The sequence below is a fragment of the Faecalispora jeddahensis genome (assembly GCF_000577335.1).
GTDB lineage: Bacteria > Bacillota > Clostridia > Oscillospirales > Acutalibacteraceae > Faecalispora > Faecalispora jeddahensis.
Window position 1 is genome coordinate 73302 of record NZ_CBYL010000007.1, and the last position, 13270, is coordinate 86571.

Below are 13270 nucleotides of genomic sequence, written 5' to 3' on the forward strand. Positions count from 1 at the left end.
GTGTCTTTCCCCGCTTTACACGGGGAAAGATACAGTTGTTTGAAAGTGTTCAGGCAAGATTGGGATTACTGCACCTGGTCAAATTCGACGAACCCGACGTTGACCACCGTACCGGGAGATACCTTTGTTCCCGCGGCGATGCTCTGGGAATGCGACTGCGCTTTCCCGCCTGTCAGTGCCGCGCCGGAAACCGTGATATTGATTCCCGCTTCGGCTGCGGCGCTGTTGGCCTGCGTCAGCGTCATGCCCATCAGGTTCGGCACCGTCACCTGACGGCTCTCGCTCTCAGCATCCGTCATCAGCACCACCGTACCATTCTGCGGAATACTCTTCCCGGATTCGGGTATCTGCTTAAGCACGGTATCGCCGCTGCCGTACACCTTCTGCTTCAGGCTCAGCTTCTGCAGCGCCGCTTTGGCCACGTCGAGCTTCTTGCCGGTCACATCCGGTGTGGCTACATCGAGTTTTTCCATTTCCGCGTCGGTATATTTTCTCTCAACACCCAGATAGGGCAGAATTTCTTCCATCATTTTACCGAATACGGGGCCGGCTACCGCGCCGCCGTAGTAGCTGTCTCCAGCCGGCTCATCGAAGAACACCAGCAGTGCGATCTGCGGGTCGTCCGCCGGAGCAAAGCCGCAGTAAGAAGCGATGTATTCCATCTTTTTCTTGCCGCCCGCGATGTACTCCGCCACCTTTTCAGACGTACCTGTCTTACCGGCCACACGGTAGCCGGGCAGGTAACCGTTTTTCGCGGTACCTGTGGTGGCGTTCATCTGCAGAATCTTGCTCATGCGGCGGGACACATCCTCCGAAATGACCTGACGCTTGACCTTGGTATCCACAGACTGGACGATGTTGCCGTCGCTGTCGAGCACCTGGCTGACCAGATGGGGCTGCACCAGATAACCGCCGTTTGCGACCGCGGCTGCCGCGGTGACCATCTGAATCGGAGTAATACTGAAGTTCTGGCCGAACGATTCCGTCGCAAGCTCAACGGGGTTCAGCTGGCTGGCGGTATAATAAAGGCTCCCTGCCTCGCCGGGCAGATCGATCCCTGTTTTTTCGGTCAGGCCGAACGCCGCGAAGTATTTAAAGAAGCGCTCCGCGCCCAGCATTTCACCCACTTTGATAAATACCGGGTTGCAGGAGTTCATCAGGCCCTGCACAAAGGTTTCGCTGCCATGCCCGCCGGACTTCCAGCAATGGATGGTGGTGCCGGAAACAACCGCCGCGCCGTTGCAGAAGAACTGCGTGTTTTCGTTGACGACGCCCTCTTCCATGCCCGCGGAACCGACCACCATTTTAAAAACAGAGCCGGGGTAGTAAGTATCGCTGACCGCTTTGTTTCTCCACTGGGCCTGCTGGGCGACTACTTTTGCGTCGGATTTGGCCTTTTTGATTTTTTTACCCTCTTCGGTGGTGTCGTCGCCGTCCGGCATATTGGCTACACGCGCCGCCTCGGTGGGATCTGAAATAATCAGCGGGAAGTTGGGGTCAAAATCCCCCTTGACCGCAAGGCCGAGAATCGCGCCGGTTTTCACGTCCATTGCGATGGCCGTCGCGCGGTTCTTTACCTTGTTATTCACGACGCCTTCTTCCAGATATTTTTCGAGGAAATGCTGTACGATTTCATCGATGGTGAGCACCAGACTGTAACCGTCCTGCGCCTCTACCTTCTGTTCATATTGGAAGGGCATATCGGTGCCGATGGCGTTCTTCGCGGTAACCAGCCGCCCGGCGGTGCCGGTAAGCTGCTTATCATAGTACGCCTCCAGGCCGGAAAGACCCTGGTTGTCAGTGCCGGTAAAACCCAGCAGAGTCGCAGCAAAGCTGCCGAACGGATAATATCGTTTATAATCCTCAATCAGCCGGATGCCGTTGCCGATTTTTTTCTCTTCTTTAAATTTCAGGATTTCATCCTTTACTTCGGTTTCCACCTTACGCTTTAAGACATCATAGTAGCTTTTTTTCTTTGTATGCTCCAGAATTTCGTTTTTGTCCATGCCGAGAATTTGGGACAGGCCCTCGGCAATCGTTTCCCGCTGCTCATCGGTTGTGAGATAGGCAGGTTCCAGCACAACGGTCCATACCGTTGCGCTCTGTGCCAGCGGGCGCATGTTGCGGTCGTAAATTGCCCCGCGCATAGCCGGAATAGTCGTATCCTTCATCTGCTGCTCCACCGCGCGCTCCTGAAGGCTCTCGCCCTCCACCAGCTGCAGCTTGACCAAACTGAATATAATTGCCCCGAACCCCACTACCATAAATATGGCCAGCAGAAACAGCGTTCTGCGCCACATCCGGATGGTTGTTCCTTTTGCCATAACACATTCCCCCGCACTTTCCGGCTTGCCAGCTTCTTCGATAAGGTTCTTACAAAAACGAGAGTTAAGATTATCTCTCAACTCTCGGCTTTCCGTCCCCGGCCCATACAGTACCGGTATTCATACTTATTTGTGAGCCGCCATAATTATGACAGCAGGTTTTGAAGCGAATTCCACGCGGAAGTCCACCAGTTGCCCGCAGCGTTTGGATCGAGAACCTGACCCTTGTCGCCGGGCGACAGTTTGATGCACTCTACCTGAGCGTATGTAATCTTGCTCATTCCCAGTTGATCCTTGGCGTACACCTCAGCCGCCTGCAGGGTCATGCGGGAATCGGATTTCACTTTCAGCTGCGTATGTAGGCTTTTCTGCTCTTCCATCTGCTTGGTAGCGGAGTTCAGCTGCTCCGTCAGCTCTGTCAGCTGAACCTGGCCGTACACCAGGGTACCCAGGATGGAAACCATCAAAGCCATAAAACAGAAGGTAGCCACCAGCCCTAAAGATTTTCGCTTCGGACGTCGATTTTCCTCGAGCTGCTGCGAAGGAAGCTCGATAACGTTGCTTGGCTTTCTGGGCAGCTCTTTCTGCTGCGGCTCAAACAAAGAAAAATCGTATGCCGTGTTCTGCTTGCTCATTGACCGGTGCCACTCCTTCCTGATTGCCGTGATTCTTTTTCATTATAATTTAATCTAATTTCGTGCACACCCTCAGCCTGGAGCTGCGGCTGCGCGGATTTTCTTTCAGTTCTTCCTCCGACGGGGAAAGCCCTCTTTTATAGAGAAGCTCTGCCTTCGGCGTTCGGCCGCAGACACATACCGGAAAATCCGGCGGGCAGATGCAGCCCTGGCACCACTCGGCCATTCTTTTTTTCACGATCCGGTCTTCCAGCGAATGGAAGGTGATCACCGCAAGACGGCCGCCGGGCTTTAAAAGCGAGAACGCGGCATTGAGCCCCTCCGAAAGGCGGTCAAGCTCGCCGTTGACCTGAATCCGCAGCGCCTGAAAGGTTTTGCGGGCCGGGTGCCCCGGTTCCCTGCGGACAGCGGCCGGAACCGACTGCCGGACAACCTCTGCAAGCTGCAGCGTCGTGGTAATTGGGTTTTCTTCTCTGGCGGCTACAATGCCCTTGGCAATGCGGACCGCGCTTTTTTCTTCGCCGTACTGGCTCAGGATTCTGGCCAGCTCCTGCCATGTCAGCGTGTTCACCAGATCGGCTGCGCTTGTCCCCTGCTGGCTCATGCGCATATCGAGCGGCGCGTCCTGATGATAGGAAAAGCCGCGCTCCGCCGTATCGAGCTGATGGGAGGATACGCCGATGTCCATCAGCACCCCGTCGACCCCGGTAATCCCGCACTCTTCGGCCAGAAAATCCATCTGAGAAAAGTTGCCCCGCCGCACCAGCACATTGGGGTAATCCTTCAGACGTTTTTTTACGGCCTCGATCGCGTCCGGGTCCTGATCAATTGCCAAAAGTGTTCCCGCAGCGCCAAGGCGCTTTGCGATTGCTTCGGAATGACCGCCGCCGCCCGCGGTGCCGTCGATATAGATTCCATCCGGCTTGATGTTCAGGGAATCGATCGTCTCCTGAAACAGCACCGGGATGTGTTCAAAGCTCACAGACCGTCACCCACCTTTATCACGAAAATCGGAACGTTCTCCTCTTAGAGCGGCAGATATCTCCCGCTTTGAGGTTCTTATAATTCCAGGATATCCATCGCTTCCGCAATGCTCTCCTCCGTCAGGCCGGAATTGAATTCTGCCCAGCGGGCCGCGTCCCAAATTTCCGCACGGCTTGAAGCGCCGATCACTGCTACATCCTTCTGAATCTGAGCGTAATCCCGCAGCTGCTGCGGAATCAGCACTCGACCCTGCTTGTCCGGCTCAACCTCAGCCGCGCCGGAAAAGAAAAAGCGCTGAAGCCCTCTGGCTTTGGAAATCGGCATCTGCCGGATTTTCTCCTGCAGACGTTCCCATTCCACGCCCGAAAGCACAAAAAGGCATCCATCCAGGCCCTTGGTGATATAAAACCGTTCTCCCAAATCCTCACGGAATTTGGCGGGAACGATCACTCGGCCCTTCGGATCGATATTATGTTGGTATTCTCCAATCAACATAACAGCCTGTCCGGGGAGCAGCGGCAAACCACTTTGCTCTACTTCCCTCCACCTTTCACCACTTTTGTTTAAATTATACTGGATCGAAGCGGAAAAAGCAATCTTTTTTTTCGGCCTCTTGACAAAAGAAATCAAGCAATTTCGGGCAAAATCCAGTAATTCCTCAGTTAAATGGCAAAAAATTCCTTTTATTATTTCAATAATTTACCAATAATAAAATTATGAATTATTACTAAAAAAACACACAGAAGCCTGATCGTTGGCTTCTGTGTGTTTTTTCACTTTGATTATTCTAAAAGCTTCTCCCGCAGGCCCCGCAGAATCACTTTTTCTCTGCGGGAAACCTGCACCTGTGTCATCCCCAGGGCCTGTGCTGTTTGCGCCTGCGTCTGACTTTTAAAGTACCGGTATACAATAATACTGCGGTCTCTCGGCTCCAGCTCACCGACCACCTGCTGCAAAGACAGCAGCTCCGAAATCCGCTCATCGGGCGCCTCCACCGGCACATCGATCTGCCCGCCGCCCTCATCCTCCGCCGCGGTGAGCGAAAGAGGCTGCTGACCGGCATTCACCGCCTGCGCCGCTTCGGTGATTTCGACCCCGAGCTCCGCCGCAAGCTCCCCGATGGTGGGGGTCCTGCCGTGTATCCTGTTAAACTCTGCCGTGGCCCTCGTCGCTTTCAGCGAAAGCTCCTTGAGCGAGCGCCCCACCTTGATGCTGCCGCCGTCCCGGAACAGACGGCGCATTTCACCGAGGATGACCGGCACCGCGTAGGTGGAAAAACGCAGCCCGCGCTCCTCCTCAAAATGATCGACCGCCTTGACCAGCCCCATACATCCCGCCTGGAACAGATCTTCATACTCCACGCCGCGCGCCTTAAAGCGTTTGGCACACGCGTGCACCAGACCGATGTTCTCACTGATCATGCGGTCCCGGTCAATCATTGGAAGCCCGCCTGCGGGCCAGCTTCTTCTTGAGCGTGACGGTGGTGCCCTTCTGCACGCGGGACGTCACAAGGACGTCATCCATAAAGCTTTCCATCACCGCAAAGCCCAGTCCGGCACGCTCTTCCCCGCCGGTGGTAAACAGCGGCTCTCTGGCCTTCTGTACATCCTCGATACCGCAGCCCTTGTCGCGAATGCGGATTTGCACCCCGCCGTCCTCATACAGCCTGGCGGTTATGTAAATCATGCCCAGCGTATCGCGGTACGCATGGACAATGCAGTTTGTCACCGCCTCCGACACGGCCGTTTTAATATCGGAAATCTCGTCGATGGTCGGGTCCATCTGCGCTACAAACGCCGACACGACCGCCCGCGCAAAGCTCTCGTTTGCGGAACAGCTGAGAAAAGACACGTTCATTTCATTCATCGGTTTCACGGTATACCACTCCTTTTTCAAATTTCACCAGCTTGTCCAGCCCTGCCATGGAAACCACTTTTTCCACCTTCGGCGGCAGATTCGCAATGGTGACGGACCCCCCCAGCACCTGCATCAGCCGATAACGGCCCATGATCAGCCCCACGCCCGAGCTGTCCATAAACTGCACCCTGGAAAAATCCAGAATCAGCTCTTTGGGCTTCGTTTTACCGGCCGTTTCGTCAATGGCCTCACGAATCCCCCGGGCGTTATGATGGTCGATTTCGCCGCTGAGCAGAGCTGTCAGCGTGCCTTCCTTTAAAATCAGCCTGACATCATTCATTGTTCTTCCTCCCGGATTTTACCCGCATCTGTTTTCTTCCTTTATTTTTTCCAGAAATTTCCGATTATACATGCCTTTGCAAAGAATTCGACAAAATCGGAGCAAATTCCGAAAAATCCGTCGGGAAACAGCCTGTCCCATTCCCGGAAAAACGCTGCGGGAAATAAAAAAACCTCTACCCATTAGGATAGAGGTTTTCTGGTAAAATTTTACTCGAATTATGCGGATGGAGCCATTCCTTTTAAAATTTCGATGGCAATCGGGCGAATTTCGGCCGCAAGGTACAGTGAGCCGCACACGATGATCGCGCCGTCGCTCCCCGCGTGGGCAAGGGCCAGCTCTACCGCCTGCCGGGGCGACTGCGCCGCCTTGGCCGAAACTCCCATTTCCCGCCAGAGAGCAGCAAAATCCTCTGCCTGCATGGCGCGGGGATTATCGGGAGTGAGGGTGTAAACCTGATCGAGCAGGCCGTTCAGATAGCCGATCGAGGCATGACTGTCCTTATCGGCGAGCATGCCCATAATGGCCGTGATCCTCTTGCCGGAAAGATACTGCCGCAGCGCCACCGCCAGCGCCTGTACCCCGTTCGGGTTATGCGCGCCATCCAGCAGGAAGATCGGATTTTTGGAGAGCAGCTCCAGACGCGCCGGGAAGGATACCTGCGCAAAGCCCTCGGCTACCGCCTGCAAAGGAAGCTTGAAGCCCTTTCTGCGCAGAACGTCCAGCGCCGCCAGAACGGTGGCGGCGTTGAGCACCTGATGCTCGCCGATCAGCGGCATGTGCATCGGGGCGCCGCGATAGACAAAGCGGGTGCCGAGCAGATCGCTTTCCACCTGCTCCATCTCTTCCGGCTCCGCAATGCAGAAGCTGTTGTTCCGCTGCTGCGCCGCCTCGCGCATCACCTGCATGGCGCCGTAGTCCTGCCGCGAGAACACAACGGTATCGCCGCCCTCTTTGATGATGCCGGCCTTTTCAAACGCGATTTTCTCCACCGTATCGCCGAGAATTCCGGTGTGATCGAGCGAGATGGACATGATGACCGATACAAGCGGGGTTTTGATGATATTGGTCGCGTCGAAGCGGCCGCCGAGGCCGACCTCCAACACCACCACATCGCATTTGCTGCGGGCGAACCACTCCATTGCCAGAGCGGTGATGAACTCAAATTCCGTGAGGGCGTCGCCGTCCTGCTCCATCTCCTGAATGAGCGGCAGCAGCTCCTCGGTCAGCGCGGCCAGCTCCTCTTTCGGGATCATCTGCCCGCAGATCTGCATGCGCTCGCGGAATTCCAGAATATAGGGGGAAATATACAGGCCCGTTTTGTAGCCCGCCGCAGTCAGCACGGAAGAGAGCAACGCGCAGGTGGAGCCCTTGCCGTTGGTGCCGGCCACATGTACAAACTTCAGCCGGTCCTGCGGATTGCCCATTTTGTCGAGCAGCTTTATAATGCGTTCGAGACCCGGCTTAATGCCAAACTTTGCCTGAGAAGAGATTTGTTCCAGCGCTTCTTGATATGTCATGATCGCATCCCCTTTTCCGGCCATCCGTTTTGGGGCCTTGCCAGATCAATAAAGAACAACGGGTTTTCGAGATAAAACTGTGCCGAACAAAGAAGCAGCGCAGGAATACATTCCGCATTCCGAGCATTTTGATGCCGGGCAGTGCAATTTCAGCCGAAACAGAGAAGTCTCTTCATTTTTCAAACGAGGCCTGAATAAAAATCGTCAGCCGCCAAAAATGGCGGCGACGCTCGGATGAACCGGGTTACTTATTATTTGCTGAGATTTTGAATTGCCAAACGGATACCGGCGGCTTTTTCCGCCAGCTTCTCTGCGTTTTTACGCACACCGTCCACCACATTGTCGGGCGCTTTGGAGAGGAAGGTTTCGTTTTTGAGCTTCGCCTCGGCGGAATCCAACTGCTTTTGGATGGATTCCAGCTCTTTTTCGAGCCGGGCCAGCTCGGCCTTCTTATCCACCAGCTCGTCGGTGGGGATATACAGCGTCGCGGCATCGGCAACGATCGTCACAGCGTCCGGCAGGTTCCAGGAATCCGCGATCTCTACCTGGCTTGCGTATGCAAGGCGGGAGATCACGTCGACATTCGCGCGGAACGTATCTGCGGCCGTGCCTGTTACGGCGACAGAAAGATGCGCCTTGCGCGACGGCGGCACGTTCATTTCGGCACGGCGATTGCGCACGGCACGGATGGCATCCATCACGCGACGCATTTCAACGCGGTCCTGCTCAAAGCTGAGCGCCGCGTCGTATTCCGGCCATTGGGAGACCATGATGGAATCGCCCTCATGCGGCAGCGACTGCCAGATTTCTTCCGTAATAAACGGCATGAACGGATGCAGGAGCTTCAGCGTATTGGACATGACCCACACCAGCACCTGCCGGGCGCTCTGCGCGGTCTGCTCGTCCTCACCCTGCATGCGGATTTTGGCGATCTCGATATACCAGTCGCAGAAATCATCCCACAAAAAGTCATAGAGCTTCTGCACGGCGATGCCGAGCTCGAATTTCTCAAGATTCTCGGTGATCTCCTTTGCCACCTCGTGGAAGGTGCCGATGATCCAGCGGTCGGCCTGTGTGAGGTGCTCCGGCAGGCGGTTTTCCACCTCATGGCCTTCAATATTCATGCGGATAAAGCGGGCCGCGTTCCAGATTTTATTTGCAAAGTTGCGGCTGGCGCTGACCTTGTCGTCTGAAAAGCGCAGATCGTTGCCCGGGCTGTTGCCGGTCGCGAGCGTAAAGCGCAGCGCGTCCGCACCGAAGTCCGCGATGACCTCCAGCGGATCAATGCCGTTGCCGAGCGACTTGGACATTTTGCGTCCCTGCGCGTCGCGCACCAGACCGTGGATCAGTACGGTATCGAACGGCACCTGGCCGGTCTGCTCGATGGCAGAGAAGATCATGCGCGCCACCCAGAAGAAGATGATATCATAACCCGTTACCAGCGTGTTGGTCGGGTAGAAGTATTTCAGGTCCTCGGTGTTCTTCGGCCAGCCGAGTGTGGAGAACGGCCACAGCGCAGAAGAGAACCAGGTATCGAGCGTGTCGGGGTCCTGGTGCAGGTGATGGCTGCCGCATTTGGGGCAGGTATCGGGCTCTTCCTTCATAACGATCATTTCGCCGCAGTCCGCGCAGTACCACGCGGGAATGCGGTGACCCCACCACAGCTGGCGCGAAATGCACCAGTCGCGGATGTTTTCCATCCAATGATAATAGATTTTTTCAAAGCGCTCGGGAACGAATTTCACTTCGCCGTCCTTCACGCGGTCGATGGCGGGCTCAGCCAGCGGCTGCATCTTGACGAACCACTGCTTGGAAACGCGCGGCTCAACGATGGTGGAGCAGCGGTAGCAGGAGCCGACATTATGCTTGATCGGCTCTACCTTGAGCAGGTAGCCCTGCTCGTCCAGGTCTTTGACAATCTGTTTTCTCGCATCCAGACGGTCCATCCCCTGATATTTGCCGCCGTTTTCATTGATGATACCGGCCTCGTCCATCACATTGATGACGGGCAGACTGTGGCGCAGACCGACCTCGAAGTCGTTCGGGTCGTGGGCCGGTGTGATCTTCACCACGCCGGTTCCGAAATCCGGCTCTACATACGTATCCGCAACGATCGGAATCTCTTTGCCGACCAGCGGCAGAATCACGGTTTTGCCGATCAGGTGCCGGTAGCGCTCGTCGTCCGGATGCACCGCCACAGCGGTGTCGCCCAGCATGGTTTCGGGGCGGGTCGTCGCAAGGCGAATGTCGCCGGAGCCGTCGCTGAGCGGGTAGCGCAGGTGCCAGAAGCTGCCGTCGTGTTCGCTGAAGTCCACCTCCGCGTCGGAAATGGAAGTGCGGCAGTGAGGGCACCAGTTGATGATGCGCTCGCCGCGGTAAATCAGGCCCTTTTCATACAGGCGCACGAATACCTCGCGAACCGCTTCGGAGCAGCCTTCATCGAGTGTGAAACGCTCACGCTCCCAGTCGCAGGAACAGCCGAGCTTTTTGAGCTGGCCGATGATGGTTCCGCCGTATTTTTCTTTCCAGTCCCACGCGCGGCTCAAAAAGCCCTCGCGGCCGATTTCTTCCTTGGTGATGCCCTCTTTGCGCATGGCCTCCACGATCTTTGCCTCCGTCGCAATGGAGGCGTGGTCGGTACCCGGCAGCCACAGAGCCGAATAGCCCTGCATTCTGCGCCAGCGGATCAGAATATCCTGTAAGGTTTCGTCCAGCGCATGCCCCATGTGAAGCTGGCCGGTAATATTCGGCGGCGGAATGACAATGGTATACGGGTCCTTCTGCGGATCCGCCTCCGCGTGAAAATAGCCGCCGGAAAGCCAGAACTGATAAATTCTGTCCTCTACCTCCTGCGGCTCATACATCTTCGCAAGCTCCTTGCTCATTCTGTTTCCTCCTAAAAATCTATCCAAATCAAGCGGCGCTGCGGGGAGCGCCAGCCGGGCACAAAGCCCGGCCTTATTGGGTACAAATCACGCTGCGTTTACCGCCCGAAAAGCACAAAGCGCGGGGATTCCCACGCCCTGTTTTCCGCAATTTTCCGCACAAAGCGCGGCGATTCGCGGCTGTTCGCATCTGCCTCATATTATCCCATCGTACCGGGGCTTTGTCAATGATTAATTGGCCGGAACCGCACACCCCGGGCCGCACAGCGCGGCATTGTCCACAATCACGGCAAGGCACAGGGAAAGCGGCACATCCTGCTGCCGCTCTACGTGAATTCCGTAGCCATCGCCGTGGGCCGTCCAGCAGGGCGCGTGAGTCATGCGCACGTTGCCCCGGCCGTCCACCGCGTCGAAGCTGCGGGTGAGAAGATCGCCGCGGAGGCTCCAGTCCGTCTTACTCAGGCGCAGGCTGCCGCCCGATGACGCAAGGTTATACGTCACGCGCATGCGTTCTTTCTCCCCGATCTGCACGCTGTACTTGCACAGACCGTGGATTCCCACGCAGCTGATTTTCGCTGCCTCGGCTCCGGCGGCATCGCGCAGGTACAGTTTGCCCCCGAACGAGCCCCACTCGCCTTCTACGGTATAAAGACAGGTACCGGCTGTGTCGAATACATCAAACAGAGTCGAACCCGCCTCGGTATGTCTGTTCAGATAATAGTCCATCCGGATGTCCCCTTCGATATTCCATCGATTCTCTTACCCTTATTTTCTGGTAAATTGGTAAGAATATTCCGTTTCCTTCATAACGACCGGTCCGCCCAGAATGCGCTCCGCCGTGCGCTGCGTGACCGGCTCTGTGCCGTTGTTTACTCCGTAGGGCGCTTTGACCACATATAAAAGGGCCGGCCGGTTCTGCGGATTTTGGGTAAAGAACGCGTCGATCCGTTTCGACGGCAGCTCTGAGCGCCAGAGCGACGGCGGCGCGGGCCTCTGCTGGCCGCACAGATAGCCGAACGGCAGCAGTTCGTTAAACATCACTTTTCCGTCGCCCGAGGGCATGGCGTTTTGAATATCCTCCACCAGGCCGGTATAGCGGGCCGCCGCGGCCGGTGTGGTATAAAGGCCCTTGGCCGGGCCGGTCGTCAGCTGCGTGCGCAGGTACACGATCGGTTCATCGCGGTAAACGGCCTGAGCGCGCATGACCGTGTTGCACAGCACCAAAAGCACCAGAGAGCTGGCAAACGCCGCCCAAAGAGTTTTCAGCATCCTGCGGCGCGACGCGGGCGCCTCGCGCTCCGCCGTGTAAAAATCATATGCCGTTAAAACCAGCGCCAGCGAGGAAAGATTCAGGATATACGACGCGCCCGTCATCCCGTTATTGCTGGCCGCATACACCGCCCAGCTGAGCACCAGCGACGGTACGTACAAAACCCAGATCACAATCCGGCTGCGGCGCTGCGGCCGGTACGCCGTGAGAACCAGCGGCCAAAGCCCCGCGCAGGCCTGAATATAATTGACCTTAGAGGTAAAGGTCAGATCGGATTCCGACTGGATCAGCACCATACCCACATTAATAATCAGGCTCAGCGGCATGCAGATCCAGATCATCACTTCCAGCACCGGCGAAAGGTCGAGGTCTGTTTTCATCTGACGCGACAAAACGATGAGTACCAACAGCGTGATTTCGAGCAGGGAAAGAATTGTGAGCAGCTGGTAATCCTGCAAAAACAGCGAGGTTTTGACGAGCAGGTTCTGGTACGGATGCTCCGGGTCCTGAAACAGATACCTCATATTATTGACGATTCCCCAAATCCCGCTTACCGCCAGCAGATACCCTGCTGCCAGAAGCAGAGTGACCGCCCCGCCGCAGAGCATCCCGAACAGCGGCGCGCGCGATTCGGGCTCGAGGCCGTTTTTCCGCACACGCGGGCGAATCCGGAACAGCGCCAGCAGAAAAATCGGCACCATCACAATGAAAAACGGGTAGGAAATACACGCAAACGCCAAAAGGGCTCCCGAAAGCGCCCCGATGCCAAAGGCCACCGGCACCGAAAAGGAATCCCCATAAAGGAAAAACAGAAGCATGGCGGCTGACGTTGTAAACAGATACCCCATACTATTATAGGAAAAATTATTGATCCCGAACGGGGTAAACGAAAAAAACAGGCCCGCGCAGATCAACGCCGGAAGCCTGCGCCGGAACAGACGGAACACCGCCCGGTATACCAGAAGAGCCACAACGGCATCCACACAGATATACAGAGTGCGCATGAACAGGAGGATTCCCGTCATGTCCCCCACGGCCAGCCGGTACAGCCATAAAATCGGTGCAATCAGCAGGGCCCCGGTCTGATGAATATCCCAGGAATCCAGAAATGGGCGATCGCCCAACGAAAACCGGTAAGGCAGGGCCAGATAATACGTTTCGTCGGACCAATCGAATCCAAAAACGGAACGGACCAGAAACAAAACCGTCATCCCTGCGATGACAACATAGGGCAATATGTGAAGCAGCTTCGAACGAGATTGCAAAAGAGATTTCAGCATGGCCGACTCCCGTAAATGATGTCTGAACAGCGCCGATTCAAATCCACCATAAATATAGAATCGCGACCGGTATTTTTCCCCGCCGAAAGCGAGCAGAAATACCATGGCTTCCATTTTTCATTTGCAGATTTTAGCAGAACGCAAATCAGATCGTTATTGGGTTTATTGTATCACA

The 13270-nt window shown here is 55.9% G+C and carries 12 protein-coding genes; 1 reads left to right on the plus strand and 11 read right to left on the minus strand.

What is annotated here, in order from left to right:
* Window positions 1–65: 65 nt before the first annotated feature.
* The 8 genes from TY09_RS04505 to TY09_RS04540 form a co-directional block, all read right to left on the minus strand.
* Entirely contained in the window at window positions 66–2324 is a 2259-nt protein-coding gene (locus tag TY09_RS04505) for a penicillin-binding transpeptidase domain-containing protein (RefSeq protein ID WP_009063124.1), read from the minus strand.
* Between the two features lie 146 nt (window positions 2325–2470).
* A complete protein-coding gene (locus TY09_RS04510; protein WP_035316767.1) occupies window positions 2471–2959 on the minus strand; it encodes a hypothetical protein in 489 nt (162 codons plus the stop codon).
* Window positions 2960–3008: 49 nt separating this feature from the next.
* Window positions 3009–3941 (minus strand): 16S rRNA (cytosine(1402)-N(4))-methyltransferase RsmH, encoded by a 933-nt coding sequence (gene rsmH, locus TY09_RS04515; protein WP_042431545.1) that lies wholly within the window; start codon window positions 3939–3941, stop codon window positions 3009–3011.
* A 77-nt stretch (window positions 3942–4018) separates the two neighbouring features.
* Complete coding sequence (gene mraZ / locus TY09_RS04520) at window positions 4019–4438, minus strand: division/cell wall cluster transcriptional repressor MraZ (protein ID WP_035316795.1); 420 nt, start codon at window positions 4436–4438, stop codon at window positions 4019–4021.
* Between the two features lie 287 nt (window positions 4439–4725).
* A complete protein-coding gene (locus tag TY09_RS04525; protein WP_009063119.1) occupies window positions 4726–5382 on the minus strand; it encodes a sigma-70 family RNA polymerase sigma factor in 657 nt (218 codons plus the stop codon).
* Entirely contained in the window at window positions 5375–5818 is a 444-nt protein-coding gene (gene spoIIAB / locus TY09_RS04530; protein ID WP_009062902.1) for an anti-sigma F factor, read from the minus strand. Before spoIIAB ends, TY09_RS04525 begins: the two co-directional genes overlap by 8 nt.
* Window positions 5802–6140: an STAS domain-containing protein gene (locus TY09_RS04535; RefSeq protein ID WP_009063040.1), complete on the minus strand. Its 339-nt coding sequence runs from the start codon at window positions 6138–6140 to the stop codon at window positions 5802–5804. The genes spoIIAB and TY09_RS04535 overlap by 17 nt, the downstream gene beginning before the upstream one ends.
* 218 nt (window positions 6141–6358) lie before the next feature.
* A complete protein-coding gene (locus TY09_RS04540) occupies window positions 6359–7660 on the minus strand; it encodes a bifunctional folylpolyglutamate synthase/dihydrofolate synthase (RefSeq protein WP_042431547.1) in 1302 nt (433 codons plus the stop codon).
* Window positions 7661–7739: 79 nt separating this feature from the next.
* Here TY09_RS04540 and TY09_RS18245 point away from each other — a divergent pair, with 79 nt between their 5' ends.
* A complete protein-coding gene (locus TY09_RS18245; protein WP_157037044.1) occupies window positions 7740–7898 on the plus strand; it encodes a hypothetical protein in 159 nt (52 codons plus the stop codon).
* Window positions 7899–7911: 13 nt separating this feature from the next.
* Here the strand turns inward: TY09_RS18245 and TY09_RS04545 are convergent, their stop codons facing one another.
* From TY09_RS04545 to TY09_RS04555, 3 genes are all read right to left on the minus strand, one after another.
* Window positions 7912–10545 (minus strand): valine--tRNA ligase, encoded by a 2634-nt coding sequence (locus TY09_RS04545; protein WP_042431550.1) that lies wholly within the window; start codon window positions 10543–10545, stop codon window positions 7912–7914.
* A 231-nt stretch (window positions 10546–10776) separates the two neighbouring features.
* Complete coding sequence (locus TY09_RS18550; protein ID WP_009063058.1) at window positions 10777–11271, minus strand: LURP-one-related/scramblase family protein; 495 nt, start codon at window positions 11269–11271, stop codon at window positions 10777–10779.
* A gap of 39 nt (window positions 11272–11310) precedes the next feature.
* The gene (locus TY09_RS04555) at window positions 11311–13095 is read right to left on the minus strand and encodes a hypothetical protein (protein ID WP_242841434.1); all 1785 of its coding nucleotides are present in this window, start codon (window positions 13093–13095) and stop codon (window positions 11311–11313) included.
* Window positions 13096–13270 lie beyond the last annotated feature (175 nt).

Excerpts from the sequence above, each read along its gene's own strand:
- TY09_RS04535 (WP_009063040.1), bottom strand. The coding sequence starts at position 6,140 with ATGAATGATGTCAGGCTGATTTTAAAGGAAGGCACGCTGACAGCTCTG.
- mraZ (WP_035316795.1), bottom strand. The coding sequence starts at position 4,438 with ATGTTGATTGGAGAATACCAACATAATATCGATCCGAAGGGCCGAGTG.
- TY09_RS04510 (WP_035316767.1), bottom strand. The coding sequence starts at position 2,959 with ATGAGCAAGCAGAACACGGCATACGATTTTTCTTTGTTTGAGCCGCAG.
- TY09_RS04540 (WP_042431547.1), bottom strand. The coding sequence starts at position 7,660 with ATGACATATCAAGAAGCGCTGGAACAAATCTCTTCTCAGGCAAAGTTT.
- TY09_RS04545 (WP_042431550.1), bottom strand. The coding sequence starts at position 10,545 with ATGAGCAAGGAGCTTGCGAAGATGTATGAGCCGCAGGAGGTAGAGGAC.
- TY09_RS04525 (WP_009063119.1), bottom strand. The coding sequence starts at position 5,382 with ATGATTGACCGGGACCGCATGATCAGTGAGAACATCGGTCTGGTGCAC.
- TY09_RS04555 (WP_242841434.1), bottom strand. The coding sequence starts at position 13,095 with ATGCTGAAATCTCTTTTGCAATCTCGTTCGAAGCTGCTTCACATATTG.
- TY09_RS04505 (WP_009063124.1), bottom strand. The coding sequence starts at position 2,324 with ATGGCAAAAGGAACAACCATCCGGATGTGGCGCAGAACGCTGTTTCTG.
- TY09_RS18550 (WP_009063058.1), bottom strand. The coding sequence starts at position 11,271 with ATGGACTATTATCTGAACAGACATACCGAGGCGGGTTCGACTCTGTTT.